Genomic DNA, 24,585 nt, shown 5'->3' on the forward strand with positions numbered 1-24,585 from the left:
TTTGACAGGGCGCGCTCCGCGTGATGAACAATCCCCCCTGCCGTGATCCGACCGGAATGCGGCTCGAAGGACCGTAGGGGGCTCAGAGGTGGCAACGCTTTCGGCGATACGGGCCCTGCTGGGCGAATCCCGGTTCAACTGGGCGGACCCGGCGCCGTGGACCGCACTGGAGCGGGAGCTCGGCGTCCAGTTCCCCGCCGACTTCCGCGAGATCGTCGACGCCTACGGTTCGGTCGTGATCAACGGGCAGTTGTATCTGCAGCACCCCGCCCCTCGTCTTCTGCACGATCTGGGAACGATGATCAGGCAGGATCTGGAGTTCTGGCGCGAGGAGGACATGGCCGAGTTCCTGCCGGATCCGGCAGGGACGAACCCCGGTGAACTGCTGCCGGTGGCGACGGCCACGACGGGGGAGATGATCTTCCTCCGAGTCCCCGAGGAGCCCTCGTCGCCCTGGCGCGTCCTGGTCCAGGAGATGGACAGCCCGTCGTGGACTCTGTACGACATGACGTTCGGCGCGTGGTTGCTGGCGTATCTCAAGGGCAGGGACGTGACGCTGTGCGCCCGCGACCGGGCGCCCGACGGCCCGACCTACGAGTTCCTTCCCCAGCACCCGGCACGCTAGTCCGTGCGGCCCGTCGCCGCGACCGTCACCCCGAGGCCGATCATCGTCAGCCCGCCGACGCCGCCGACCATGGCGAGCCGCCGGGGCGAGCCGGCGAACCAGTTCCGGGTGGTGGCCGCGACCAGACCCCACACGCTGTCCGAGGCCACCGCGACGACGTTGAAGACGAGGCCGAGGACGAGCATCTGCAGGGTCACGTGCCCCTGGTCGCGGTCGACGAACTGGGGCAGCACGGCGGCGAAGAACACGATCGTCTTCGGGTTCGCCACGCCGACCGCGAACCCCTCCCACAGGGTGCGCAGACTGCCGTGCTCCGGTCCGTCGCCGGTGAACGCGGCCTGCAGCGAACGACGCTGCCGCACCGCCTTGACCCCGAGATAGACCAGGTACGCGGCTCCCACGAGCTTCAGCGCCGTGAAGACGAGGACCGAGCGCTCGACGACGGCCCCGACCCCGAGCGCCACGGCCACGACGAGCACATAGGCCCCGAGCGAGTTCCCCGCGACCGTGGTCAGCGCGGCGCGGCGCCCCTGGGCCAGGGCCCGTCCGATCACGAACAGCACGCTGGGGCCGGGTATGACGATCAGCAGGAAGGACATGGCCGCGAAGGCCAGCAGTCGGTCGGTGGACACCATGACCCCATGAAACAGGGAGAGGTGCGCGTCCGCAGCCCTTTCCGGCCCGGAACTAGCCGTTGACGGCGGGGATGATGTCGGAGCCGTACGCGTCGATCGTCCCCTCGCGGTTGTCGTGCATGTTGTAGACGGCGAACTGGTCGACGCCCAGGCTCTTGAGGTGGCGGAGCTTCTCGATGTGGGCCTCGGCGGGGCCCAGCAGGCAGAAGCGGTCGACGATCTCGTCGGGGACGAACTCGGTGTCGGGGTTCCCGGCGCGGCCGTGGTGGCTGTAGTCGTAGCCGTGCCGGTCCTTGATGTAGGCGGTGAGCTCCTCCGGGACCATGTCGGAGTGTTCGCCGTACTTGGCGACGAGGTCGGCGACGTGGTTGCCGACCATCCCGCCGAACCAGCGGCACTGGTCCCGGGCGTGGGCCAGGTCGTCCCCCACGTACGCGGGGGCGGCGACGCAGACGGTCAGGGCGTCGGGGTCGCGGCCGGCGTCGGCGGCGGCCTGGCGGACGGCCTTGACCATCCACTCGGTGAGGAAGGGGTCGGCGAGCTGGAGGATGAAGCCGTCGGCCTTCTGCCCGGCGAGCGCGAGCGCCTTGGGTCCGTACGCCGCCATCCAGACGGGCAGCTTGCCGTTCTTGATCCACGGGATGTGGATCGGACTGCCGTCGACGGTCGCCTCGCGGCCCTCCGCGAGGTCGCGGATGACGTCGATGGCCTCGCCGAGGCGGGCCAGGGTGTTGGGCCTGCGGCCGGCGACGCGCATGGCGGAGTCGCCCCGCCCGATGCCGCAGACGGTCCGGTTGCCGTACATGTCGTTGAGGGTGGCGAAGGTGGAGGCGGTCACCTCCCAGGTGCGGGTGCCCGGGTTGGTGACCATCGGGCCGACGTGGAGCTTGGTGGTGTGTTCGAGGATGCGGCTGTAGATGACGAAGGGTTCCTGCCAGAGCACGGCGGAGTCGAAGGTCCAGCCGTAGCGGAATCCGTTGCGCTCCGCCCGGCGCATCAGCCCGACGACCTCTGAGGCGGGCGGGTCGGTCTGCAGGACGAGTCCGAAGTCCAACGTCGTTCTCCTAGTTCAGGTACTGGCAGGTGGAGCGGGGGGTGAAGGCGCCGTGTCCGGCGCGGCCGGTGAACTTCCGCTGGTCGATGACGGGTTCGCCGCGCGAGAGGACCGTCTCGACCTGGCCGGTGACCGTCTTCCCCTCGTACGCGGAGTAGTCGACGTTCATGTGGTGGGTGGCCGCGGAGATCGTCTGGCGGGCGTGCGGGTCGTAGATGACGATGTCCGCGTCGGAACCGGGCGCGATCGTGCCCTTCTGCGGGTAGAGGCCGAACATCCGGGCCGGGGTGGCGCAGGCGATCTCGATCCAGCGGCGGCGGCTGATGTGCCCGTCGACGACGGCCTGGTGGAGGAGGTCCATGCGGTTCTCCACCCCCGGCAGGCCGTTGGGGATCTTGGAGAAGTCGCCGCGGCCGAGGTCCTTCTGGCCCACGAAGCAGAAGGGGCAGTGGTCGGTGGAGACGACCTGGAGGTCGTTCGTCCGCAGCCCCCGCCACAGGGCCGCCTGGTGCTCCTTGGGCCGCAGCGGAGTGCTGCACACGTACTTGGCGCCCTCGAAGTCCGGCTCCGCGAGGTTGTCGGTGGAGAGGAAGAGGTACTGGGGACAGGTCTCGCCGAAGACGGGCAGCCCCTTGTCACGGGCGGCGGCGATCTCGGCGACGGCCTCCTCGGCGGAGACGTGGACGACGTAGAGCGGGGCTCCGGCGACCCGGGAGAGCTGGATCGCGCGGTGGGTGGCCTCGGCCTCCAGGAGGGCCTTGCGGACCTCGCCGTGGAAGCGGGGGTCGGTCTCGCCGCGGGCGAGGGCCTGCTCGACGAGGACGTCGATGGCGATGCCGTTCTCGGCGTGCATCATGATCAGCCCGCCGTTGTCGGCGGAGCGCTGCATGGCGCGCAGGATCCGGCCGTCGTCGCTGTAGAAGACGCCGGGGTAGGCCATGAAGAGCTTGAAGGAGGTGATGCCCTCCTGGACGAGCCGGTCCATCTCCTTGAGCGTGTGCTCGTTGACGTCGGAGAGGATCATGTGGAAGGCGTAGTCGATGGCGCAGTTGCCGTCGGCCTTGGCGTACCAGGCGTCGAGCCCTTCGCGGAGGCTGTGGCCGACGCTCTGGACGGCGAAGTCGACGATGGTGGTGGTGCCGCCCCAGGCGGCGGCGCGGGTGCCGGTCTCGAAGGTGTCGGAGGCGAAGGTGCCGCCGAAGGGCAGTTCCATGTGGGTGTGGGCGTCGACGCCGCCGGGCAGCACGTAGCGGTCGGTGGCGTCGATGGTCCGGTCGGCGGTCCAGCCGGCCGCCACGTCCGAGCCGTGGGCGGCGAGGGCGACGACGCGGCCGTCCTCGATCAGCACGTCGGCGTGGACTTCGTCGGCGGCGGTGACGACGAGACCGCCGCGGATGAGGGTGCGGGTGCTCACGGGACTTCTCCCCTGCGAACTAGAGGTTTCGGAGGGCCTGTTCGAGGATCGCGGCGCCTTCCTCGGCCTCGGCGACGGTGAGCGAGAGCGGCGGGGCGATGCGCAGGGTGCTGGTGTTGTGGCCGCCGCCCTTGCCGATGAGCAGGCCGTTCTCGCGGGCGGCCTCCAGGACGGCGCCGGCCGCGTCCGGGTTCGGGCGGTCGGTGCCCGGCTCGGTGAGCTCGATGCCGATCATCAGGCCGCGGCCGCGGACCTCCCGTACCGCCTCGACGCCCGCGGCGGCCGCCCGGACGCGTTCGATGAGGAGGCCGCCGACGCGGCGGGCGTTGCCCTGGAGGTCGTTCTCCAGGAGGTACGCGAGGTTGGCGAGGCCCGCGGCCATGGTGACGGGTGAGCCGCCGAAGGTGGAGATGGAGTTGGCGTCGAGGCAGTTCATGATCTCGGCGCGGGCGACGACCCCGCCGACCGACATGCCGTTGCCGATGCCCTTGGCGAAGGTGAGGATGTCGGGCGGTCCGGCCTGGCCGTGGGCCTGCCAGCCCCAGAAGTGCTCGCCGGTCCGGCCCCAGCCTGTCTGCACCTCGTCGGAGATCCAGAGGATCCCGTGCCGGTCGAGGACGCGCCGGAAGGCGGCGTAGAGACCGTCGGGCGGGGAGGTGAAGCCGCCGACGCCCTGGATCGGTTCGGCGATGAGGGCGGCGACGTCCCGGGTGTGGCCGAGGAGGTCCTCGAGGTCGGCGACGCAGGCCTCGATGAACCGCTCGTCGGAGTACTCGGCGTAGGGGCCGCGGGTGCGGACGCCGCCGTGCACGTACAGGGTCTGGAGCGGGGAGAGGCCGGTGGGCGACCAGGTGCGGTTGCCGGTGATGCCGACCGTGGAGAAGGAGCGGCCGTGGTAGCTGTTGCGCATCGCCAGGATCTGGTTCGTGCGGCGGTACGCGGTGGCGAGGAGGAGGGCCGTGTCGTTGGCCTCGGTCCCGGAGGTGGTGAAGAAGACCCGGGCGTCGGGGATGCCGGAGAGGCCGGCGACGCGCTCGGCGAGCTCCACCATGGGGCGGTTGAGGTAGAGCGTCGAGGAGTGGATGATCCGCCCGGCCTGCTCGGCGACGGCCTTGGTGACCTCGGGCAGGGCGTGGGCGGTCATGGTGGTGAGGATGCCGCCGAAGAAGTCGAGGTACCTGCGCCCGTCGGCGTCCCAGACGTGGCGGCCCTCACCGTGGGTGATCTCCAGGGGGTCGCGGTAGTAGAGGGCGACCCAGTCCGGGATGACGGCCTTGTGCCGGTCGTAGAGGCTGCTCACGGCTGCACCAGCCCGTCGTACGCGTCGGGGCGGCGGTCGCGGTAGAAGGCCCACTGCTGCCGGACCTCGTCGATGAGGCCGAAGTCGAGGTCGCGGACGACGAGCTCCTCGGTCTTGTCGGAGGCGACCTCGCCGACGAACCGGCCGCGCGGGTCGACGAAGTAGCTGGTGCCGTAGAAGTCGTTGTCGCCGTACTCCTCCTGGCCGACCCGGTTGATGGCGGCGACGAAGTACTCGTTGGCGACGGCGGCGGCGGGCTGTTCCAGCTGCCAGAGGTAGGACGAGAGTCCGCGCGAGGTGGCGGACGGGTTGTAGACCAACTGGGCTCCGTTGAGACCGAGTTGGCGCCAGCCTTCCGGGAAGTGACGGTCGTAGCAGATATAGACGCCGACCTTGCCGACGGCGGTGTCGAAGACCGGCCAGCCGGCGTTCCCCGGGCGGAAGTAGTACTTCTCCCAGAAGCCCCTGACCTGCGGGATGTGGTGCTTGCGGTACTTGCCGAGGTAGGAGCCGTCGGCGTCGACGACCGCCGCGGTGTTGTAGTAGAAGCCGGAGTCCTCGATCTCGAAGACGGGGACGACGATCACCATGCCGGTCTCGCGGGCGAGGTCCTGCATCCGGCGGACGGTCGGGCCGTCGGGGACGGGCTCGGCCCAGCGGTAGTGCTCGGGCTCCTGGACCTGACAGAAGTAGGGAGCGTTGAACACCTCCTGGAAGCCGATCACCTTGGCGCCCTGCCGGGCGGCCTCCCGGGCGTACTCCTCGTGTTTGGCGATCATGGATTCGGTGTCGCCGGTCCAGGTCGCCTGGACGAGCGCGGCGCGTACGACGTCGGTCATGAGCTGCTCCTTCGGCACGGCGTCAGAGAGCCTCTACGCACGTAGACGCGATGCGTAGGAGGAGAACGTAAGCCCCGTCACACCCCGGAGCAAGACCGCGGCCCTGAAGCGGCCGGGTCGATCATGTTTCATACCCGAGTGGTCCACGTCGGACACGTACCGACACGTACGGACCCGTGCGGACCCGTCCCGACTCGCGCGGAGAGGACCCCGGCCGCCGTCTCCTTCCCGGCCCGGGGCGGCGGGACCGAGGGCCCCGCCCCTCACGCCCCGGCCAGGCCCGCCACCCTCAGGGCGTGGAGCAGGTCGCGCTCCCGGGACGCGGACACCGCGCGCGCCGCGGCGAGCAGTTGAGGGACGAGCCCGTGCGGGTCGGCACCCGCGAGCCGGGCGGCGTCCTCGGGGGCACGGACCCGGACGAAGGCAGTGAGCAGGGCATGGGCCTCGCGGTGGTGGTCCTCGGCGTGCAGCGCGGCGCACGCCCCGGCGAGCTCCTCGACCGGGCGGGCCACGCCCTGCCGCAGCAGCTGCTCGCAGTCGGCCGTCCGGCCCGCGTCGGCGAGGACGCCCGCGACGGCGGCGAGCCGGCCGGGCGGCAGAGAGGCGGCCTCCCAGAGCAGGGTGGACCAGTCGGCACCGAGCCCGGCCCGGTGCAGCTCCGCAGCGAGGGCGGGCAGCCGGGCGGGCGGCCCGCCGAGCGCCTCGCAGAGCAGGGCGTGGGCCTCGCCGCTGCGGCCCTGGGCGCGGAGGCGCCGGAGGGCGTAGACCGCGTTGGCCGCGGCACGGTCGGCCTCGGCGGGGTCCGCCACGGGGACCTCGGCGACGACGGGTTCGACGCCGCCGAACCGGGCGCCTCGGGGCGCCGCTCCCCCGGTCGGCAGCGCGGGCAGCGGCGCCGGCTCGTCGACGCTCTCCTCCAGCCAGGCGTACCGGGCGCCCCGGGGGCGCCGCTTGACCTTGGCGGGCACGGCGCCGCCCACGGACGCTCCGGCCGCGGGGGCGGGGGCGGGCCGGCCGATCGGGGGCGCGGTGGGCGCGGGAGCGGGCGCCACGGCTACCGGGGGCGCGGTGCGCGCCGGTGGCGCGGGCGGGACGGCGTTCTGGGTCGCGGTGTGCGCGGGAGCGGACTGGCCGACGACCGGGGCCGCGGTGCGCACAGGCGGTGCGGGCCGGCCCGCGACCGGGGTCGCGGTGTACGCGGAAGCGGGAGTCGCGGCTACCGGGGCCGCGGTGCGCGCCGGTGGTTCGGGCCGCGTCGGGGCGGCGCCTCCCGTCGGGGTCCCGGCGCCGCGGGCCGACGTGCCGGGCGGTCCCGCTCCCAGCCGGGCCAGCCGGCCCGTCAGTTCCCTGACGCGGGACGTGGCCCGGGCGTGGTCGTCGCGGGTCCAGGCGAGGTCGCGCTCCAGGCGGGACGCCTCCGCCGGGTCCGGGGCCGCCCTGAGCCGTTCGCCCAGTTCGCGGGTGCGGGACTCGGCGTAGCGGCGTTCGCCCTCCATCAGGTCCCGGCGTTCGGCGAGGGCCGCCGCCCCACCGGGGCGGCGGTCATGGGCCGCGGCGGCCGCCGCGTACAGCGCTCGCCCCCGAGCGGCGAACGGCCCGTCGGCGGTCTCCCCGGCGTCCTGGAGGAGGGACTCGACGACGTCCCAGGGCAGGATCTCGATCCCGTCGAAGCAGGCGCGCAGGCCCTCCGGATCGCGCGCGGCGAAGACCCCGTACCAGCCGCCGTCCGGCCGGACACGCCTGACGAGCTCCGTCAGCCAGTGCCTGAACGTGGCTACTTCCACCGGGAGTTGATACACCGTCATGCGATCCGCACCTGCCCCGCCGTCGACTGGAACCTTCCGGTCCGCGGGTATTGGACCGCAGTCGTGTTACGGGACGACTACGGACCGTTTTCAGAACGTGACGACGATCCCGGTGTGCGGGCGCCTGCCGAGCCGGACGATCATGGCCGGAACGTCGGTCAGCCAGTACTGCCAGGTGTACTTGCGCGAGAGCAGCCGCCGGATCAGGCGCAGCTCCTCCCCCTCCACCAGGCGACCCGTGCCGGCGAACCGCTGGGCGCCCTCGGCGACGTTGCCGCGCAGGTCGCAGACGGCGACCTCGACCCGGGAGTCGTTGCGCAGGCGCTTGACCTTCCAGGAATCGGAGCGGGTCCAGACGTACAGCGCGGAGCCCTCCACCGCGTACCAGACGGGTGTCGCGACCCCCGTGCCGTTCTTCCGGAAAGTGGTCAGGCTGACGTAGCGGCCGCGCCGCAGCTCTTCGGGCATCATGCCCGGCAGCCTAGGCGGGGTCGGGTCCTTCGCTACGTCACGGGGCTCGTCCGCTCGTACGCGCTGCGCGCCTCGGTGACCTGGGAGGCGTGGGTGCGCGCCCAGTCACAGGCCGTGTCGAGCGGGCCGAGGAGGGACCGGCCGAGGCCGGTGAGGGCGTACTCGACGCGGGGCGGGTTCTCGTCGTGGACGGTGCGGGTGAGGAAGCCGTCGCGCTCCATGGCGCGGAGGGTCTCGGTGAGGACCTTGGGGGTGATCCAGTGCAGGGGGACGCGGAGTTCGGAGAAGCGGCGGGGCGTCCCGTCCTCCAGACAGCGCAGCACCATCGCCGTCCACTTGCCGCCGACGCGGAGGGGCTGTGCGGAGCCCGCGCCGCAGTCGGGGTCGGGGAAGAAGGAGGGGCTCAGCGACTGCGGGGAGTGCTGTTCGATCATGCGGCCGACGCTAGCCCAGTACCGTTGAAGTAACCAGGGGTGCCCGTTCTACGGTCCGGCCATGGACATCGACACCAGCGACAACAGCAGCGGGAACATCGTGGTCTTCGGCGCCGGAGGGCGGGTCGGCCGGGCGGTCGTGGCGGAGGCGGTGGCCCGGGGCCGCCGGGTGACCGCCGTGGTCCGCGACCCGGCCGCCCACCGCGACCTGGAGGGAGCGGGAGTCGCGCTCGTACGGGGGGACGCGACGGACGCGGCCTCGGTGGCGGCGCTCGCGGCGGGCCACGACGCGGCGGTGAACGCGGCGGTCCGGCTCGACGTGCCCTCGGCCGACTTCTTCACGGCCGCCGCGCGGGCCCTGGTCACCGGCCTGACCGCGGCGGGGGTCGGGCGGCTGCTCACCCTGGGCATCGCCACGACCCTGGAGACCGCTCCGGGGGTGCGGCTGATGGACGCGCCCGGCTTCCCCGAGGAGTGGCGGACGTTCTCCCAGGGACACGTGGCCGAGTTCGAGCTGCTCGCGGCGGAGGCCGGGCCCGGGCTCGACTGGCTGATGGTGGTGCCGCCGATGGACCTGAACGCGGAGGCGGAGCGGACCGGCGGCTACCGCACGGCGGTGGGCGCGGTGATCGACGGCCCGGGCCGCATCGCCCACGCCGATCTGGCGCTCGCCCTCCTGGACGAGATCGAGCGCCCGCGCCACAGCCGTGTGCAGCTGGCGGTCTCCGTCTGAGCCGGGCGGGCGGCTCAGACGGGGGCCGGGGTGCAGTGCACCACGAGCTCGTCCATGGAGAGTCCGAGGACTCCGGCCAGGGCCGCGACGGTGAAGAAGGCCGGGGTAGGAGCCCTGCCGGTCTCGATCTTGCGGAGGGTCTCGGCGGAGAGGCCGGCGGCGGCGGCGATCTCGACCATGGACCGCTCGCCGCGCGCCTCGCGCAGGAGCAGGCCCAGGCGCTCGCCGCGCTCGCGCTCTTCGGGGGTCAGGGGTGTACGCACCATGCGGCCATTCTAATACCGGTATAGTAATTGGTCATGGTGGAGATCAAGACGAACGAATCCCTGGCGGCCATGCGCGAGTCGGGCCGTGTGGTGGCCCGCGCCCTGGCGGCCGTACGAGAGAAGGCGGCGCCCGGCGTCCCGCTCACCGAGCTCGACCGCGCCGCGCGCGCCGTGCTCGCCGAGGCGGGGGCCGGCTCGCCCTTCCTCGACTACCACCCGGAGTGGGCCCCGGTGCCCTTCCCCGCGGTCGTGTGCGTCTCCGTGAACGACGCCATCGTGCACGGCATCCCGGACGGGACCCGGCTGGCCCCGGGCGACCTGGTCTCCGTGGACTGCGGGGCGACGCTGGGCGGCTGGGCGGGCGACGCGGCGGTCAGCTTCACCGTCGGCCCGGCCCGGCCGGAGGACACCCGGCTGATCGCCGCGGCGGAGGAGGCCCTGGAGGCCGGCATCGCGGCGGCCGTCGTCGGCAACCGCATCGGCGACATCGCCCACGCGATCGGCCGGGTCTGCCGGGCCGCGGGATACGGCATCCCCGACGGATTCGGCGGGCACGGGATCGGCCGCGCCATGCACGAGGACCCGGGCGTCCCCAACGAGGGACGCCCGGGCCGGGGCATGAGGCTGCGCCACGGGATGGTGCTCGCGATCGAGCCGATGCTCATCGGCGGCGGCACGGACGAGCACTACACGGCGCGGGACGGCTGGACGATCCGTACGTCCGACGGCTCCCGCGCCTCCCACGCCGAGCACACGGTGGCGATCACGGACGACGGCCCGCGCGTCCTGACGGCCCTGTAGCCGGCCGGGGCGCGGGGCCGCGGCGGGCGCACGACCGCGACCGCGCGGCTCCGGAAACCGGGACCGTGACCGCGCGGCTCGGGAAACCGCGACCTCGACCGCGCGACTCCAGGCCGCGCGGTCGGGGGCGCGTCGCTAGGACGCCGGACGTACGACCATCGCCGAGCCGCCGCCCCTGCGGACGGTCTCCGCGGCGGCCACCCAGCGGCCGTCGGGGAGCCGCTGGACACCGGTCGCCGCACCGATCTCCGGGTTCTGCCGGAAGCCGTGCCCGATGCCCTCCAGCTCCGCCCTCAGCGGGCTGTTCCACAGGGCCGGTTCGAGTTCGGTGGTGGCCTGGTTGCGCTGGCTGGCGCGCGGCGCGGCGATCGCGTCGACGAGCGGCAGACCCCGGTCGACGACCCCGGTGAGGGTCTGGAGGACCGTGGTGATGATGGTGGCGCCGCCCGGGGAGCCGAGCGCCAGGACGGGCCGGTCGTGCCGGTCGAGGACGATCGTCGGGGAGATCGAGGAGCGCGGCCGCTTGCCGGGGCCGGGCAGGTTGGGGTCGTGGACGGCCGCGCCGGCCGGGGCGAAGGAGAAGTCGGTCAGCTCGTTGTTGAGCAGGAAGCCCCGGCCGGGCACGGTGATGCCGCTTCCCCCAGTGGACTCGATGGTGAGGGTGTAGGCGACGATGTTGCCCCACTTGTCCGCCACCGTCAGATGGGTGGTGTTCTCGCCCTCGTACGTGGTCGGGGCGGCCGTGCCCCCGGTCGCGCAGGGCGCGGGACGCGCGGGGTCGCCCGGTGCGAGCGGGCTGGTGAGGGCGGCGTCGTCGCGGATCAGGCAGGCCCGGGAGTCGGCGAACCGCTGGGAGAGCAGGCCCCGCGTCGGCACGGATTCGAAGGCCGGGTCGCCGACCCAGCGGCCCCGGTCGGCGAAGGCGATGCGGCTGGCCTCGATGTAGCGGTGCAGGTAGCGGGCCTGGGAGGCCGCCGAGAGGTCGGTGCCCTCCAGGATGTTGAGCGCCTCGCCGACGCTGGTGCCGCCGGAGGAGGAGGGGGCCATGCCGTAGACGTCGAGCCCCCGGTACGAGACCTTCGTGGGCCTGCGGGACTCGGTGCGGTACGCGGCGAGGTCGGCCTCCGTCAGATCGCCGGGGCGGACGGTCCGGGTCGCGCCCTCGCGGAGCGGGGGCGTGCGCACGGTGTCGACGATGTCCCGGGCCAGCGGCCCCCGGTAGAGGGCGCCGACGCCGTTGCGGCCGAGCGTCTCGTACGTGCGGGCCAGGTCGGGGTTCTTGAAGACGCTGCCGACCACGGGCAGTTGCCCGCCGGGCAGGAACAGTGCGGAGGTGGCCGGGAAGTCACGGAACCGGGCCTCGTTGGCGGCGGTCTGGGCGCGGAACGTGGGGTCGACGGTGAAGCCCTCGCGGGCCAGCCGCTCGGCGGGTTCGAGCAGGGTGCCGAGCCGCTTGCTGCCCCAGGCGTCGAGGGCGGCCTTCCAGGTGGCGGGGGTGCCGGGGGTGCCGACGCCGAGTCCGCTGGTCTGGCCCTCCTCGAAGGGGATGGGCTTTCCGTTCTCCACGAAGAGCCCGGCGTCGGCCGAACGGGGGGCGGTCTCCCGTCCGTCGATGGTCCGCACGGTACGGCTCTTCGCGTCGTAGTACACGAAGTAGCCGCCGCCCCCGATGCCCGCCGAGTACGGCTCGGTGACGCCGAGGGCGGCCGCGACGGCGACGGCGGCGTCGACCGCGTTGCCGCCCTTGCGGAGCACCTCGATGCCGGCGGCCGAGGCGTCGGCGTCGACACTGGCGACGGCACCGCCGTACCCGACGGCGACGGGTTCCTTGACGGGTGGGGCCTGGACGGGCGGGGCCTTCGACGGCGCGGCGGCGCCCATCGAGAGCACCGTCGCCGCGACGGCGAGCAGCGAGACCTTGCCTGCGGCGGAGCGACGCATTCCTACCTCCAGTCAACGACCGTCCGCGCAGCGTAACTTCCCGCGCCGCCTCCCGTCAGGACCGCCTCGAACTGGAGGCCGGATCGCCGCTAGCATGCGCGCCTATGAACGAAGACCTGCGCAACGTGGTGCTCGGGGTCCTGGCCACCGGAGTCAGTGGTTCCCTGGGGTGGCTGACCCGGGCCTACCTCTGGCGGCGGCGGCTACGCCGCAAGCAGGCCTTCTTCGGGCTGCCCTCCGGTTCCGAGTGTCTGCTCGTGGTGAACCGTCTGGCCGGCAGCGAGCGCGGGGTGCACGCCACCGACGTGTCGGCGCTGCTCGAACTGTCGGCGCTGATCAAGGACTGCGGGGCGCGGCCCCGTGTCGTACAGCACGACACGGCCCGTCAGGGCCTGGGGCAGATAGCCGAGTTCTGCATCGGCGGCCCCTACTCCAACCGGCGCATGGCGGCCCATCTGCCCAACCTGTTGCCGGGACTCACGATGAACGTCGAGCAGGAGCCGCGCGAGGACCGGGGGATGATCACCGTCGCGGGCGAGACCTACCGCCCGGAGTGGGGGGTCGACGAGTACGTCGTCCTCGCCCGCCTCACCCGCGGCGAGGGCGGTCGGCCGGTGTTCCTTCTCTGCGGCCAGGCAGCGGTCACCAATCAGGCCGCGGCGCGGCATCTGGCCCGCCATCACAAGGCGCTGGCCGGCAAGTACGGGCCGGACGGCTCCTTCGTGCTCCTCCTGAAGGTGGTCAACTCGCAGGCGTACGGCCCCGATGTGATGGAGCTGGTCGCCGACGTCACGAGCGCGGCGCGGACGGCTCCAGCGGTCGAACCGGCAGCGACTTGATCCCGTTGACGAAGTTGGAGACGAGGCGCCGGGGCGGTCCCGCGAGGATCAGTCCGCCGCAGGCCGCGCGCGTCTCCTCGTAGAGCACGCGGAGCTGGAGCCGGGCGAAGTGGGCGCCGAGGCAGACGTGCGGGCCGTCGCCGAAGGAGACGTGCGGGTTGGGGGTCCGGGCGAGGTCCAGGCGGTGCGGGTCCACGAAGACGCGTTCGTCGTGGTTGGCGGAGGCGTGGAAGACGACGACCTTGTCGCCGGCCCGGATCCTCCGCCCGGCCAGTTCGGTGTCCTGGGCGGCGGTGCGCCGGAAGGAGAGCACGGGCGGGTGCACGCGCAGGAGTTCGTCCACGGCCGTGTCCATGGGGACCTCCCCCGCCCACAAGTTCCGCTGCTGCGCCGGGTGTTCGGCGAGGGCGAGGATTCCGCCGGGGGCGGCGCTGCGCACGGTGTCGTTGCCGGCGACGGTCAGCAGGAAGAAGAACATCTCCAGTTCTGCATCGTCGAGTTCGGAGGCGGCGAGCACGCTCATGACGTCGTCGGCCGGGTGGGCGCGTTTGTGGGCGGCGAGCTCCTGGGCGTAGCCGAACATCTCGGCGAGCATGGCGGGTGAGCGGGGGTTGACCGGCCGCCCCTCGGCGTCGAGGACCGGCGGCTCGTCGGGGTCCTGGTAGGCGATGACCCGCTCGGTCCAGGTGTGCAGCAGTCCCCGGTCGCTCGCGGGCACCCCGAGCAGGTCGGTGAGGTTGAGCAGCGCGTAGTCGTCGGTGACGGCCCGGACGAGGTCCACCTCGCCGCCGTCCGCGAACGCGGCCGCCAGCAGCTCACGGGCCCGGTCGCGGGCGGTGACGGTGAAGCGCTCGATCCGCCCGGGCGTGAACGCCCGGCTGACGAGCCGCCTCAGCCGGCCCTGTGCCGGGGGATCCTGATTGAGCATCATGCGGCGGACGAAGGGCAGGTCGGCCGGGTCGGGGTCGCGGATCTGGGTGGCGCCGAGGTGCGAGGAGTACGTCCCCGAGTCCTTGAGGACCCGCACGACGTCGGCGTGCCGGGTGACGGCCCAGAAGCCCGGCCCCGCGGGCCAGCCGAGGATCTCCGGCTCGTCCTGCCGGGCGACGGGGGCCCGGTCGCGCAGGGCGCGGAAGCGGTCGTGCGGGATGCCGGACGCGTAGATCCGGGGGTCGAAGACATCGGGTACCTCGTCCGGATCCCCCACCGTGCCTCCCGCCAGAACCGATCCAGAGGTCAAGACGTTCCCATCATGACAGGTCAGGGGCCTTTTTCGTAGGACGGAACGCACAGTTCGTGAGCCTTGTCCGGCCTGCCCCGCGACTCCCAGAATCTCCGTCGTGCATCACGCGGAGAACAGGGGGCACATGGGCGACACACGGAAGCCCGACGAGGACGCGGTCATGCGGGCGCGGGTCCTGCTGCTCGGATCCGACCGGCCGAGCAGCCGGGAGCAGGTCGAGGCGTACCGGATCCTGGTGCAGGTCAACCCACGGGCCTATCTGGCCAAGTTGACCCACGCGCTGGTCATCCGCACGTGGGACACCAGGGATCCGAAGCAGCACGTGGCGCTGTACGCGGAGGCGGTGGACGCGATGCGGCGGTACGGCGGGGAGGTGCCGGGCGGGAAGGACGAGCTGAGCAGCGCCCTGCAGGGCTATCAGCGCGCGCTGTTCGGCGACGGCCGGCGGTCCGAGGGGCGTGCGGTGTGCGAGGAGTTGGCGGCGGCCGGCCTGTACGGGCGCCTCGCGGTCGTCCTGGCGGAGGAGGGGCGCCACGCGGAGGCGGCCGATCTGCACGCCCGGCACATCGTGCCCGGGGAGGCGGACGTGTCCGAGTGGACGCTGATCGAGTGGGCGGCCGAACTGGACGCGGCCGGACGGCACGAGGAGGCCCTGGAGGTGTTCGCGCGTGTCGTCGACGAGGCCCGGCGCACGGCGGCGGAGGACCTCGCCCCGCTGGCGGCCCTGGTGTGGAAGCTGGACCAGTACGCCCGGATGCTCCGGACCGCCGGACGGACGGCCGAGGAGGCGGCCGCGCGGCGCGAGACGCTGACCCTCCTCGCCCGTCTCGCGGAGGGCGGGGAGCCGGTGAGCTGGAGCAACATCCAGGCCTGGTGGGTGACCCTGCTGCTCCTCTCGGGCCGGCCGGCCGAACCGGCCGCCACTCCCGAGGCCCCCCTGCCGGCGTTCGGGGTCCACCCTCACCACGGCTGGTCTCCCGACATACGGGAGGCCTGGTTCGCCTCGATCCCCGCCCTCGAAGGCCGGACCGCCGCCCTGCGGGAGTCCGGTGATCTTCCCGCGCTGATCGCCGCCCAGCGTCGCCTCACCGTCCGCCGGGCGCTCCGCTGGGAGACGTCCGGCCACCGGGCCGAGGACGCGCTCCGCCCGGCCTTCGACGAGGGCGTGCGTCTCGCCCGCCGACCGGACGGCGGCACGAGCGCCCTGGTCCGCGCGCTCACCGACCGGTCCATGTTCCTCCTCGCCGTCAAGCGGTACGAGGAGGCGCACGCGGACTTCGCCGAGGCCGTCGCCCTCCGGGGTGACGCGCCACCAATCGTTACCCGCACGTAACTTACCGACCAGTTACCACGGGTAAGGCGTCGCGGTTACCGTCGGGTCACTTTCACTGCCCCCCAACAGTGTCCCCAGTGAGGAGTGCCCCGTGCGCAGATCCCTGGTCCTCGCCGTCTCGGCCGCCCTCGTGGCCGGGACGGCCCTCGGGTTCGCCCCGGCCACCCAGGCCGCCGACACCGCCGGATCCCTCCGCTTCGTCGACATCGCCGGGGAGGGCGGCACCGTCCTCAAGGCGAACGTCGTCACGCCGGCCGGAGCCGACGCCGCCACCCGCCATCCCCTGATCGTTCTGCCCACCAGCTGGGCCATGCCCCAGGTCGAGTACCTCGCCCAGGCCAAGAAGCTCGCCGACTCCGGCTACGTCGTGGTGAGTTACAACTCGCGCGGCTTCTGGCAGTCCGGCGGCGAGATCGAGACCGCGGGCCCCAAGGACGTCGCGGACGCCTCCAAGGTGATCGACTGGGCCCTCGCGAACACCCCGTCCGACCCCGACCACGTGGGCATGGCGGGCGTCTCGTACGGCGCGGGCATCAGCCTGCTCGCCGCCGCGAACGACCCGCGGATCAAGGCCGTCGCCGCGCTCAGCGGCTGGGCCGACCTGATCGAGTCCATCTACAGCGGCCGCACCCAGCACCTCCAGGCCGCCGCCCTGCTCGGCGGCGCCGGCTATCTCACCGGCCGCCCGGGCCCCGAACTCCAGCAGATCCTCGGCGACTTCCTCTCCTCCGACCTGACCAAGGAGGAGGACATGATCGCCTGGGGCCGCAAGCGCTCCGCCGTCGAGCAGCTCGACCGGATCAACGCCAACGGCGCCGCCATCATGCTCGGCAACGCCTGGGGCGACACCATCTTCCCGCCCAACCAGTACGCGAGCTTCTACGAGAAGCTCACCGGCCCCAAGCGGCTGGAGTTCCGGCCCGGCGACCACGCCACCGCCGAGGCCACCGGCCTCCTCGGCCTGCCCAACGACACCTGGACCAGCGCCCACCGCTGGTTCGACCACTACCTCAAGGGCGTCGACAACGGCATCGACCGCGAGCGGCCCGTCCAGCTGAAGCCCCGCTCCGACGCCGGCTACGAGGGCTACCCGGACTGGAAGTCCCTCGACGCGAACCGGCGGAAGTTCGACCTCGGCGGTACGCAGCGGATACGGGCGAACGTCGACTCCGGCGCCAACGGCGGTGTCGTCATGCTCTCCAACCTCCTGGACCAGTTCTTCCAGGCCCCGCCCGTCGCCTCCGTGCCCCTCCTCCCCCGCGCCTTCGCCGGCGTCTGGCAGTCGGAGCGGTACGACGCCCCGCAGCGGGTGCGCGGCACCGTGAAGGTGCACACCACGGTCAGCTCCACCGAGGAGAGCGGCACCCTCGTGGCGTACCTCTACGACGTGGGCCCGCTCGGGCTCGGCAAGCTCGTCAGCAACGCCCCGTACACCTTCCACGACCGCACGCCCGGGCAGCCGTTCGGCGTCGATCTGGACCTCTTCTCGACGGCCTACGACGTCCCCGCCGGGCACCGGCTCGCGCTGGTCGTCGACACCGTCGACCCGCTCTACATCGAGCACAACCCGACCGGCGCGCGGCTCACCTTCTCCTCCCCCGCGACCGACCCGTCGTACGTGTCGGTCCCGCTGCGGGCGGAGTGACCACCGGCCGCTGCCGGGCGGGGGCGGCTCCCTGCCCGGGGGCGGCGGGGGTTCAGTACTCGGAGGCCTCCGCGTACACCTGGGAGAGCTGCGGCGCGCCCGTCATCGCCCAGTCCAGACCGGCCTCGACGACCTGGATCTCCCGGCCCGAGGCGAGCCGCACCACGGGGCCACCGCCCGGCCACACCTGCCACCGGGCGCCCGGCACGTTCCGGACGATCACGGTGCCGAGGTAGAGCCCGGCGTCGTTCCCGAACCAGGGGAGCTCTTCCGGATCGTTTCGCCAGCGGGGCGGCAGCTGGTCGAGCTCCTGGAGGGAGCCCGGGGTGTCGTCCAGGACCACCCCGGCCTCCCCTGCACGGGAACGCAGCAGCTCGCACTCCGAGAGGAGCTCGGCCACTCCCTCCGGATCCCGGTCGAAGGCCGCGGCCAGGGGGGCCTCCGCGGGCTCGGGCTCATGCCGCTTTCGCCAATGGTCCAGAAAGGGGATGTTCATCGGAACAGCGTCGCACCGCCACCTGTCGGTCGACCACCCGGCGCGCGGAGATGATCTCCGCACACGGGGCCGAAAGGACCGGTCAGACGTCGAGGTCGACCACGACGGGGGCGTGGTCCGAGGCGCCCTTGCCCTTGCGCTCCTCGCGGTCCACGTAGCTGTCGGAGACCGCCTCGGCGAAGGGCTTGTTCCCGTAGACCAGGTCGATGCGCATGCCCTTGTTCTTCGGGAAGCAGAGCTGGCGGTAGTCCCAGTACGTGAAGGGGTGGTCGTACTTGAGGGGGCGCGGGACGACGTCGGTGAGACCGGTGTCGCGGAGCCCGGCGAGCGCGGCCCGCTCCGGCTCCGTCACGTGCGTGGCGCCCTCGAAGACGCCGATGTCCCAGACGTCCTCGTCGGTCGGGGCGATGTTGTAGTCGCCGAGGACCGCGAAGGGGCGCTCCCCGGCCGCGTCCTCCGCGACGGCCGCCTTGAGCGCCTCCAGCCAGCGCAGCTTGTACGCGTAGTGGTCGTGGGCCACCTCGCGGCCGTTCGGCACGTACACCGACCAGACGCGGACCGGGCCGCAGGTCGCGGAGATCGCCCGGGGCTCCTCCGCCCCGTCGTACTCCGGGCCGCCGGGCAGGCCGGTGACCACGTCGGCGAGGCCGACCCGGGAGAGCAGGGCCACGCCGTTCCACCGCCCGGTGGCGTTCACCACCGACTCGTAGCCCAGGGCGCGCAGCTCCTCGGCGGGGAACTGCTCGGCGGTGCACTTGGTCTCCTGGATGCACAGCACGTCGGTGCCGCTGCTCTCCAGCCAGGCCAGGAGCCGGGGCAGCCGGGCGGTGATCGAATTGACGTTCCAGGTGGCGATGCGCATGTGCGCAAGCCTACTGGCGGGGTGTGACAGTCGGCCCTCGCCGCTCAGAGCTCGGCGGACGCGCCGGACGCGAGGCGCTCGTGGCGGGTGCCGCCGAGCTCTCCGATCTGGCGGTCGTAGATGGGCCGGGCGAGATCGGTGAGCAGGGCGTCGTGGATGTCGTACGCCCGGCGCGGCCGGACCTCGCGCACGTAGTCGATGACCTCGGAGATCTTGTTCCAGGGCGCCATGACGGGCAGCAGCAGGGTGTCGACCGGGTGGTCGGGCACGGTCAGCGCGTCGCCGGGGTGGAAGACGGAGCCGTCGACGAGATAGCCCACGTTGGTGATGCGCGGGATGTCCGGGTGGATCACCGCGTGCAGCTCGCCGTGGACCTGGACGTCGAAGCCGGCCGCCGTGAAGGTGTCGCCGTGCCCGACGGTGTGCACCCGTCCCGGGAAGGCCGCCGAGAGCCGGTCGGCGACGCTGCGCAGCGTCCAGATCTCGGCGGCCGCGTTCGCGTCCAGGGCGGCGCGCAGCCGGCCCTCGTCGAAGTGGTCGGGGTGCTCGTGGGTGACGAGCAGCGCGTCGGCTCCGAGGACGGCGTCCTCCTCGGTGAACATGCCGGGGTCGAGGACGAGCGTGCGGCCGTCCTTCTCCAGCCGCACGCAGGCGTGGGACTTCTTCGTCAGCTTCACGGGCCCAGGCTACGCCGGGGGTGTCGTCTCCTCGGCGATGGCGCGGGTGACGACCCGCAGCGCCGTCTCCGCGGCCGGGAGGCCGCAGTACACGCCCGCGTGGAGGACGATCTCGCGGAGCTCCTCGGGGGACAGGCCGTTGCGGAGGGCGGCGCGGGTGTGGTCGGCGAGGGCTTCCCGGTGGCCTCCGGCGATGAGCGCGGTGAGCGTGACGGCGCTGCGGGTGCGCCGGTCGAGTCCCTCGCGGCTCCAGACCTCGCCCCAGGCGTAGCGGGTGACCAGTTCCTGGAAGGCTCCGTCGGCGTCGTCGGCGAGGGCCTGGTCGACATGGGCGTCGCCGAGGACCTCGCGGCGCAGCCCGAGCCCCTTCTCGTACGGGTCGGGCCGGCCGCTCTCGGTGGGCTCGGCGGGCACGGCGGCCGGCGCGGGCACGGCGGCGGGGACGGGCGGCGCGAGCGGGGGCGGGACGGCGAGGGTGCCGCTGGCCTCCTGGGCGATGCCGGAGAAGTGCTCGGTGAGCAGGTCGGTGACGGCGGCGGGCTGTTCGACGGGGGCGAGGTGCGAGGCGCCGGGGACGACGGCGAGGCGGGCGTCGGCGATGCCGGCGACCAGGGTGCGGGCCTCGGCGGGTCCGGTGACCTGGTCCTCGGAGCCGACGAGGACGAGGGCGGGGATGCCGATGCTGCCGAGGGCCTCGCGGACGTCGAAGACGGCGAGGGCCTCGCAGGCGGCGATGTAGCAGGCGGGGTCGGTCGTCCGCACCATCTGGACGGCCCAGTCGACGATGGCGGGCTGCGCGCCGGCGAAGAGGGGCGTGAACCACTGCTCGGGGGCGGTGCGGGCCATCGGCTCCAGGCCGTTGGCCCGGACGATGACACCGCGCTGGCGGAACTCGTCGGCGGTGCCGAACCGGGGTGAGGTGGCGACCAGGGCGAGCGAGGCGACGCGGTGGGGAGCGCGGAGGGCGAGGTCGAGGCCGACGGCGCCGCCGAAGGAGCAGCCCGCGTATCCGAAGCGCTGGACGCCGAGCGCGTCGAGGGTGGCGAGGAGCCGGTCGCCGAGCTCGGCGACGGAGGTGAAGGGCTCCGCGGGCGCGCCCCCGTGCCCCGGGAGGTCGAAGCGGACGACCCGCCAGTCGCGGGTGAGCTCCGGTATCTGCCGGTCCCACATGTGGAAGGTCGTGCCGAGGGACGGTCCCAGGACCAGGACCGGAGCGTCGTCTCGCCCGTCGACGCGGTACTGCAGGGTTTCAGCGTTCGTCTCACTCACCCGCCCACGCTCCCACATCCCGGATCGCGTCAGGGGTGGGGGGCGAGGGTGCATCACCACGAGGCGCCACCTGGCACCGATCGACACAGGTTGGCACCACAATGGACTTGCGATGGCGCCATTCTGATGCCACTCTCTTCCTCATGGACCTGACCCCGCACATCGAACAGCTCCGCCGTGAACTCGCGGCCGCCGGCGAGATCGGCGGGGACGACACGCGCGCGCTGGCCGAGCGGCTGGCCGCCCCCCTGGAGTCGGCCGCCCGGCTGACCCTGCTGGACGCACTGTCCGCCGCCTCGGACGCGATCACCCGCGACCTGGCGCCGGGATCGGTGCACATGCGCCTGCGGGGGCTGGACCCCGAGTTCGTGGTGACAGCACCGCCCCTGCCGATGGCGCCACCCATGGCGCCAATGGCACCACGGGTGGCCGACGGCGAGGAGGCCGGCGGCACGGCCAGGATCAACTTCCGGCTCCCGGCCCCCCTCAAGGCCCGCGTCGAGGACGCGGCCACCCAGGAGGCCCTGTCGGTCAACGCCTGGCTCGTACGGGCGGTGGCCATCGCCCTGGAGCCGAACGGACCGGCCGAACCCGCCGCCGACGCCGCCTGACCGGGGCGGATCCACCCCGGTCGCGACCACCGGCCCCAGGGCCCCCGCACGACCCTCACGAAGACTCCACACCCGATCCGTCTCCGGGTGCCTCCGGCATGCCGCCGGCGGCATGCCGGCCCTACCGACAGGACTCCTCCACCGTGGCCACCTTCCTCTCCCGACTGGGCCGCTTCGCCTTCCGAAGGCGGGGCCTGGTCGTCGTCCTCTGGCTCCTGGCCTTCTTCGGCGCGGGCTTCGCGGCCTCCACCGCCGCCGCCCCGCCCGCCGACACCTTCTCGATGCCGGGCACGGAGTCGCAGAAGGCGTTCGACCTCCTCCAGGAGAAGTTCCCCGACGCCCGCGCGGACGGCGCCGCCGCCCGCGTCGTCGTCCGCGCACCCGGCGCCGAGAAGATCACCTCCCCCGCCCGCAAGGCCCAGGTCGAGCGGCTCGTCGCCGACCTGGCCAAGGCGCCCCAGGTCGCCGTCGTGGCCGACCCCTTCGTGACGAACGCCGTGAGCGGCGACCGTACGACCGTCTACGCCTACGTCACGTACAAGGCGAAGGCCACCGAGCTGACCGACGCGGCGCACGACGGCCTCGCAGGCGCGATGGAGCGGGCCAGGGACGCGGGCCTCGCCGTCGAGGCGGGCGGCGACGCCGTCGAGATCGAGCAGGCGATGAGCGGCACGGGCGAGAAGCTGGGCATCCTCGTCTCCGCCGTCGTCCTGCTCCTCACCTTCGGATCCCTGATCGCCGCCGGAATGCCGCTGCTCACGGCCATGATCGGCGTCGGCATCGGCATCAGCGCCATCACCGCGCTCGGCAGCACGCTCGGCCTGTCCTCCACCACCTCGACGCTCGCGATGATGATCGGCCTCGCCGTCGGCATCGACTACGCCCTGTTCATCGTCTCCCGCTACCGCTCCGAGATCGCCGAGGGACGCGAACGCGCGGACGCCGCCTCGCTGGCCGTGGGCACCGCGGGCTCGGCCGTCGTCTTCGCCGGTCTCACCGTGATCATCGCCCTGGCGGGGCTCGCGGTGGTCGACGTCCCGATGCTCACCAAGATGGGCCTCACCGCGGCCGGCACCGTCGCCGTGGCCGTCCTCGTCGCGATCACGTTCGTGCCCGCGCTGCTCGGCTTCGCCCCCGTCAGGGTGCTCGCCCGCCGCGACCGCAAGCAGTACACCGGCAAGCCGCTGTCCCCGCGGCAGCAGCGCAAGGCCGACAAGCGCGCGGCCCGCAGCAAGCCCAACCTCGGCGCCCGCTGGGCCGGATTCGTCCTGCGCCGGCCCGTCGCCGTCCTCCTCCTCGGCGTCCTGGGCCTGGGCGCCGCCGCCGTACCCGCCGCGAGCCTCGAACTGGGCCTGCCGGGCGAGGGCTCGATGGCCCCGCACACCACCCAGCGCAAGGCGTACGACATGCTGTCCGGCTCCTTCGGTCCCGGCTTCAACGGGCCGCTGACGGTCACCGTCGAGGCGAAGGACGCGAAGCGGGCGGCCGAGGCGGTCCGCACGACCCTGGAAGGGGTCCGCGGAGTCGCGAGCGTCTCCCCCGCGACCACCAACCCGTCGAACGACACCGCCGTCGTCACCGTCGTCCCCGCCACCGGCCCCACGGACACCAGGACCGAGGACCTGGTGCGCTCCCTGCGCGCGACGGCCGACGGGACCGAGAAGCGGACCGGCGCCACCGAGATCCTGGTCGCCGGCCAGACCGCGATGTTCATCGACTTCTCGCAGACCCTGGACGACGCGCTGCTCCCCTACCTCGCCCTGGTCGTCGGCCTGGCCTTCCTCCTGCTGATGCTGGTCTTCCGCTCCGTGCTCGTCCCCCTCAAGGCGGCCCTCGGCTTCCTCCTGTCCGTGAGCGCCGCCCTCGGTGCCGTCGTCGCCGTGTTCCAGTGGGGCTGGCTCGCCGACCTCTTCGGCGTCGACCAGCCGGGCCCGGTCATGAGCACCCTTCCCATCTTCATGATCGGCGTCGTGTTCGGCCTCGCGATGGACTACGAGGTCTTCCTGGTGTCCCGGATGCGTGAGGCGTACGTCCACGGCGCCCGCCCCGCCGAGGCGGTCGCCACCGGCTTCCGGTACGGCGGCCGGGTCGTCAGCGCCGCCGCGATCATCATGACCAGCGTCTTCTCCGGCTTCATCGTGGAGGACAACGACTTCGTCAAGATGATCGGCTTCGGCCTCGCCGCCGCCGTCCTCTTCGACGCCTTCGTCGTCCGCATGACCCTCGTGCCCGCCCTGTTCGCCCTGCTCGGCAGGTCCGCCTGGTGGCTGCCGAAGTGGCTCGACCGGATCCTGCCGAACATCGACGTGGAGGGCGAGCAGCTGACGCGGCCGGGGATCCCCTCGGGGCACCCCGCGCGGGAGAACCACCTCGTGGGCTGACCGCCGGAGGTCACTCCCGGTCCGTGCCGAGATACCGGTCGAGCGGGGGCTCCTGGGCCAGGACCGCGCCGATGGTGAAGGCGAAGGTGAGCGAGGCGCAGACCACGATCAGCCAGGACAGCATGGTCAGGACCAGGCCAAGCGAGCCGTACTCGGCCAGGGCACGGTCGAGGGCGGTCGGCATGTAGAGATGCGCCGTGATGCCGAGGACGGTCGAGGCCGTGCCCGCCAGCAGGGCGCCCGGCAGGAGGGGCAGCCAGGGCACCCGCTTGACGAGCAGCAGGTGCTGGGTCCACAGCCACACCCCCGTGCTGACCAGGAAGTACAGCGGCAGGCCCAGCCAGGCCCCCGCCCCGAAGCCGTCGCGGATGGGGGCCTGGAGGAACACCAGGAGGACCAGCGCGAGCAGCCACACGGTCCACCGCCAGGCCGCGATCCGGGTCCCCGCCTTGGGAAGGCCCCAGGCCCGCTCGCACACCCTGGCCATGGCGCGGCTGAAGCTCGTGGCCGAGATCAGGGCGACGATGGCACCCACGATGCCGGTGGTCTCGCGCAGTCCACCGGCGTCACCGCCGTTCAGGACCTGCTGAAGTTCCTGGTCCGCGGCGCCCCGCAGGCCGAACATGGCACGGAGCGACTCGCGCAGCTGGTCGCGCGCGCTGCTCGGGGCGAAGGCGGCGACGGCGAAGAGGAGGGGCACGGCGGCCAGGAAGGCCTGGGCCGCGAGCCGTGTCCCGGAGTCCAGCAGGTTCCCGCTGACCAGCCTGCTGGTCAGTTCCGTGAGAACGGGAAAACGCTTCTCGGCTCCGGTCCGGATGCGCCGCACCCGGGTCGCCCACGACATCCCGCCTCCCGACCCCGCCCGGCCCGTCCCGCCATTGGACGTGAAGCCGGGCACGCGCGCGAGCCGG

Annotated in this window: 24 protein-coding genes; 8 read left to right on the top strand and 16 right to left on the bottom strand. The window is 72.9% G+C overall.

Annotated elements, in window-relative coordinates; genetic code table 11:
- Positions 1 to 88: 88 nt before the first annotated feature.
- Positions 89 to 625 carry an SMI1/KNR4 family protein gene (locus IE237_RS20865; protein WP_229842792.1) on the top strand — a complete coding sequence of 179 codons (537 nt, stop codon included), beginning with the start codon at positions 89 to 91 and terminating at the stop codon, positions 623 to 625.
- Here IE237_RS20865 and IE237_RS20870 read toward each other — a convergent pair.
- From IE237_RS20870 to IE237_RS20905, 8 genes are all read right to left on the bottom strand, one after another.
- A complete protein-coding gene (locus IE237_RS20870; RefSeq protein WP_189803560.1) occupies positions 622 to 1,260 on the bottom strand; it encodes a LysE family translocator in 639 nt (212 codons plus the stop codon). The two genes, IE237_RS20865 and IE237_RS20870, sit on opposite strands and share 4 nt — an antisense overlap.
- A gap of 52 nt (positions 1,261 to 1,312) precedes the next feature.
- The gene (locus IE237_RS20875) at positions 1,313 to 2,314 is read right to left on the bottom strand and encodes a TIGR03842 family LLM class F420-dependent oxidoreductase (RefSeq protein WP_189803561.1); all 1,002 of its coding nucleotides are present in this window, start codon (positions 2,312 to 2,314) and stop codon (positions 1,313 to 1,315) included.
- Positions 2,315 to 2,324: 10 nt separating this feature from the next.
- Complete coding sequence (gene hydA, locus IE237_RS20880; protein ID WP_189803562.1) at positions 2,325 to 3,728, bottom strand: dihydropyrimidinase; 1,404 nt, start codon at positions 3,726 to 3,728, stop codon at positions 2,325 to 2,327.
- Positions 3,729 to 3,747: 19 nt separating this feature from the next.
- A complete protein-coding gene (locus tag IE237_RS20885; RefSeq protein ID WP_189803563.1) occupies positions 3,748 to 5,028 on the bottom strand; it encodes an aspartate aminotransferase family protein in 1,281 nt (426 codons plus the stop codon).
- Entirely contained in the window at positions 5,025 to 5,867 is an 843-nt protein-coding gene (locus tag IE237_RS20890) for a nitrilase-related carbon-nitrogen hydrolase (protein WP_189803564.1), read from the bottom strand. Before IE237_RS20890 ends, IE237_RS20885 begins: the two co-directional genes overlap by 4 nt.
- Positions 5,868 to 6,130: 263 nt before the next feature.
- Positions 6,131 to 7,672, bottom strand: coding sequence for a UL36 very large tegument protein (locus IE237_RS20895; RefSeq protein WP_189803565.1), 1,542 nt, complete (start codon positions 7,670 to 7,672; stop codon positions 6,131 to 6,133).
- Between the two features lie 90 nt (positions 7,673 to 7,762).
- Positions 7,763 to 8,143: a PPOX class F420-dependent oxidoreductase gene (locus tag IE237_RS20900; protein WP_189803566.1), complete on the bottom strand. Its 381-nt coding sequence runs from the start codon at positions 8,141 to 8,143 to the stop codon at positions 7,763 to 7,765.
- Between the two features lie 32 nt (positions 8,144 to 8,175).
- Positions 8,176 to 8,577: a winged helix-turn-helix transcriptional regulator gene (locus IE237_RS20905; protein ID WP_189803567.1), complete on the bottom strand. Its 402-nt coding sequence runs from the start codon at positions 8,575 to 8,577 to the stop codon at positions 8,176 to 8,178.
- A 61-nt stretch (positions 8,578 to 8,638) separates the two neighbouring features.
- On the opposite strand from IE237_RS20905, the gene IE237_RS20910 reads away from it, so the two are divergent.
- A complete protein-coding gene (locus IE237_RS20910; RefSeq protein WP_189803568.1) occupies positions 8,639 to 9,310 on the top strand; it encodes an NAD(P)-dependent oxidoreductase in 672 nt (223 codons plus the stop codon).
- Positions 9,311 to 9,324: 14 nt separating this feature from the next.
- Here the strand turns inward: IE237_RS20910 and IE237_RS20915 are convergent, their stop codons facing one another.
- Positions 9,325 to 9,576: a helix-turn-helix domain-containing protein gene (locus IE237_RS20915; protein ID WP_093873302.1), complete on the bottom strand. Its 252-nt coding sequence runs from the start codon at positions 9,574 to 9,576 to the stop codon at positions 9,325 to 9,327.
- Positions 9,577 to 9,609: 33 nt separating this feature from the next.
- On the opposite strand from IE237_RS20915, the gene map reads away from it, so the two are divergent.
- Complete coding sequence (map, locus tag IE237_RS20920; RefSeq protein ID WP_189803569.1) at positions 9,610 to 10,377, top strand: type I methionyl aminopeptidase; 768 nt, start codon at positions 9,610 to 9,612, stop codon at positions 10,375 to 10,377.
- Between the two features lie 135 nt (positions 10,378 to 10,512).
- On the opposite strand, the gene ggt is transcribed toward map, so the two are convergent.
- A complete protein-coding gene (gene ggt, locus IE237_RS20925) occupies positions 10,513 to 12,318 on the bottom strand; it encodes a gamma-glutamyltransferase (protein WP_189803570.1) in 1,806 nt (601 codons plus the stop codon).
- A 104-nt stretch (positions 12,319 to 12,422) separates the two neighbouring features.
- Between ggt and IE237_RS20930 the strand changes: the two genes are divergently transcribed.
- Complete coding sequence (locus IE237_RS20930; protein ID WP_189803571.1) at positions 12,423 to 13,157, top strand: hypothetical protein; 735 nt, start codon at positions 12,423 to 12,425, stop codon at positions 13,155 to 13,157.
- Here the strand turns inward: IE237_RS20930 and IE237_RS20935 are convergent.
- Positions 13,108 to 14,364: a cytochrome P450 gene (locus tag IE237_RS20935; RefSeq protein ID WP_189803572.1), complete on the bottom strand. Its 1,257-nt coding sequence runs from the start codon at positions 14,362 to 14,364 to the stop codon at positions 13,108 to 13,110. The genes IE237_RS20930 and IE237_RS20935 overlap by 50 nt on opposite strands.
- Before the next feature lie 160 nt (positions 14,365 to 14,524).
- Between IE237_RS20935 and IE237_RS20940 the strand changes: the two genes are divergently transcribed.
- The gene (locus IE237_RS20940; protein ID WP_189803573.1) at positions 14,525 to 15,733 is read left to right on the top strand and encodes a tetratricopeptide repeat protein; all 1,209 of its coding nucleotides are present in this window, start codon (positions 14,525 to 14,527) and stop codon (positions 15,731 to 15,733) included.
- Positions 15,734 to 15,824: 91 nt separating this feature from the next.
- A complete protein-coding gene (locus IE237_RS20945; RefSeq protein ID WP_189803574.1) occupies positions 15,825 to 17,378 on the top strand; it encodes a CocE/NonD family hydrolase in 1,554 nt (517 codons plus the stop codon).
- Between the two features lie 52 nt (positions 17,379 to 17,430).
- Here IE237_RS20945 and IE237_RS20950 read toward each other — a convergent pair whose 3' ends face one another.
- The 4 genes from IE237_RS20950 to pcaDC all read right to left on the bottom strand — a co-directional run bounded on the left by IE237_RS20950 (position 17,431) and on the right by pcaDC (position 20,682).
- Positions 17,431 to 17,874: a DUF6278 family protein gene (locus IE237_RS20950; RefSeq protein WP_189803575.1), complete on the bottom strand. Its 444-nt coding sequence runs from the start codon at positions 17,872 to 17,874 to the stop codon at positions 17,431 to 17,433.
- 82 nt (positions 17,875 to 17,956) lie between these two features.
- Positions 17,957 to 18,736 (bottom strand): exodeoxyribonuclease III, encoded by a 780-nt coding sequence (locus IE237_RS20955; RefSeq protein WP_189803576.1) that lies wholly within the window; start codon positions 18,734 to 18,736, stop codon positions 17,957 to 17,959.
- Between the two features lie 44 nt (positions 18,737 to 18,780).
- The gene (locus IE237_RS20960; RefSeq protein ID WP_189803577.1) at positions 18,781 to 19,413 is read right to left on the bottom strand and encodes an MBL fold metallo-hydrolase; all 633 of its coding nucleotides are present in this window, start codon (positions 19,411 to 19,413) and stop codon (positions 18,781 to 18,783) included.
- Positions 19,414 to 19,422: 9 nt separating this feature from the next.
- Complete coding sequence (pcaDC, locus tag IE237_RS20965; protein ID WP_229842793.1) at positions 19,423 to 20,682, bottom strand: bifunctional 3-oxoadipate enol-lactonase/4-carboxymuconolactone decarboxylase PcaDC; 1,260 nt, start codon at positions 20,680 to 20,682, stop codon at positions 19,423 to 19,425.
- A 143-nt stretch (positions 20,683 to 20,825) separates the two neighbouring features.
- On the opposite strand from pcaDC, the gene IE237_RS20970 reads away from it, so the two are divergent.
- Together IE237_RS20970 and IE237_RS20975 are read left to right on the top strand one after the other, a co-directional pair.
- The gene (locus IE237_RS20970; RefSeq protein WP_189803579.1) at positions 20,826 to 21,293 is read left to right on the top strand and encodes a hypothetical protein; all 468 of its coding nucleotides are present in this window, start codon (positions 20,826 to 20,828) and stop codon (positions 21,291 to 21,293) included.
- Between the two features lie 143 nt (positions 21,294 to 21,436).
- On the top strand, positions 21,437 to 23,674 hold the full coding sequence (locus IE237_RS20975) for an MMPL family transporter (RefSeq protein WP_189803580.1): 2,238 nt from the start codon (positions 21,437 to 21,439) through the stop codon (positions 23,672 to 23,674).
- 10 nt (positions 23,675 to 23,684) lie between these two features.
- Here the strand turns inward: IE237_RS20975 and IE237_RS20980 are convergent, their stop codons facing one another.
- Positions 23,685 to 24,518, bottom strand: coding sequence for a YhjD/YihY/BrkB family envelope integrity protein (locus IE237_RS20980; RefSeq protein WP_189803581.1), 834 nt, complete (start codon positions 24,516 to 24,518; stop codon positions 23,685 to 23,687).
- Positions 24,519 to 24,585 lie beyond the last annotated feature (67 nt).

Origin of the sequence: Streptomyces tanashiensis (assembly GCF_014648895.1) — a bacterium.
Taxonomy (GTDB): domain Bacteria; phylum Actinomycetota; class Actinomycetes; order Streptomycetales; family Streptomycetaceae; genus Streptomyces; species Streptomyces tanashiensis.

What these genes read in the sequence shown, in the direction of transcription:
- IE237_RS20955 (WP_189803576.1), bottom strand. Translation starts at nt 18,736, where the DNA reads ATGCGCATCGCCACCTGGAACGTCAATTCGATCACCGCCCGGCTGCCC.
- IE237_RS20890 (WP_189803564.1), bottom strand. Translation starts at nt 5,867, where the DNA reads ATGACCGACGTCGTACGCGCCGCGCTCGTCCAGGCGACCTGGACCGGC.
- IE237_RS20895 (WP_189803565.1), bottom strand. Translation starts at nt 7,672, where the DNA reads ATGACGGTGTATCAACTCCCGGTGGAAGTAGCCACGTTCAGGCACTGG.
- IE237_RS20950 (WP_189803575.1), bottom strand. Translation starts at nt 17,874, where the DNA reads ATGAACATCCCCTTTCTGGACCATTGGCGAAAGCGGCATGAGCCCGAG.
- ggt (WP_189803570.1), bottom strand. Translation starts at nt 12,318, where the DNA reads ATGCGTCGCTCCGCCGCAGGCAAGGTCTCGCTGCTCGCCGTCGCGGCG.
- IE237_RS20970 (WP_189803579.1), top strand. Translation starts at nt 20,826, where the DNA reads ATGGACCTGACCCCGCACATCGAACAGCTCCGCCGTGAACTCGCGGCC.
- IE237_RS20940 (WP_189803573.1), top strand. Translation starts at nt 14,525, where the DNA reads ATGGGCGACACACGGAAGCCCGACGAGGACGCGGTCATGCGGGCGCGG.
- IE237_RS20980 (WP_189803581.1), bottom strand. Translation starts at nt 24,518, where the DNA reads ATGTCGTGGGCGACCCGGGTGCGGCGCATCCGGACCGGAGCCGAGAAG.
- map (WP_189803569.1), top strand. Translation starts at nt 9,610, where the DNA reads ATGGTGGAGATCAAGACGAACGAATCCCTGGCGGCCATGCGCGAGTCG.
- IE237_RS20930 (WP_189803571.1), top strand. Translation starts at nt 12,423, where the DNA reads ATGAACGAAGACCTGCGCAACGTGGTGCTCGGGGTCCTGGCCACCGGA.
- IE237_RS20870 (WP_189803560.1), bottom strand. Translation starts at nt 1,260, where the DNA reads ATGGTGTCCACCGACCGACTGCTGGCCTTCGCGGCCATGTCCTTCCTG.
- IE237_RS20910 (WP_189803568.1), top strand. Translation starts at nt 8,639, where the DNA reads ATGGACATCGACACCAGCGACAACAGCAGCGGGAACATCGTGGTCTTC.
- IE237_RS20915 (WP_093873302.1), bottom strand. Translation starts at nt 9,576, where the DNA reads ATGGTGCGTACACCCCTGACCCCCGAAGAGCGCGAGCGCGGCGAGCGC.
- IE237_RS20905 (WP_189803567.1), bottom strand. Translation starts at nt 8,577, where the DNA reads ATGATCGAACAGCACTCCCCGCAGTCGCTGAGCCCCTCCTTCTTCCCC.
- IE237_RS20900 (WP_189803566.1), bottom strand. Translation starts at nt 8,143, where the DNA reads ATGATGCCCGAAGAGCTGCGGCGCGGCCGCTACGTCAGCCTGACCACT.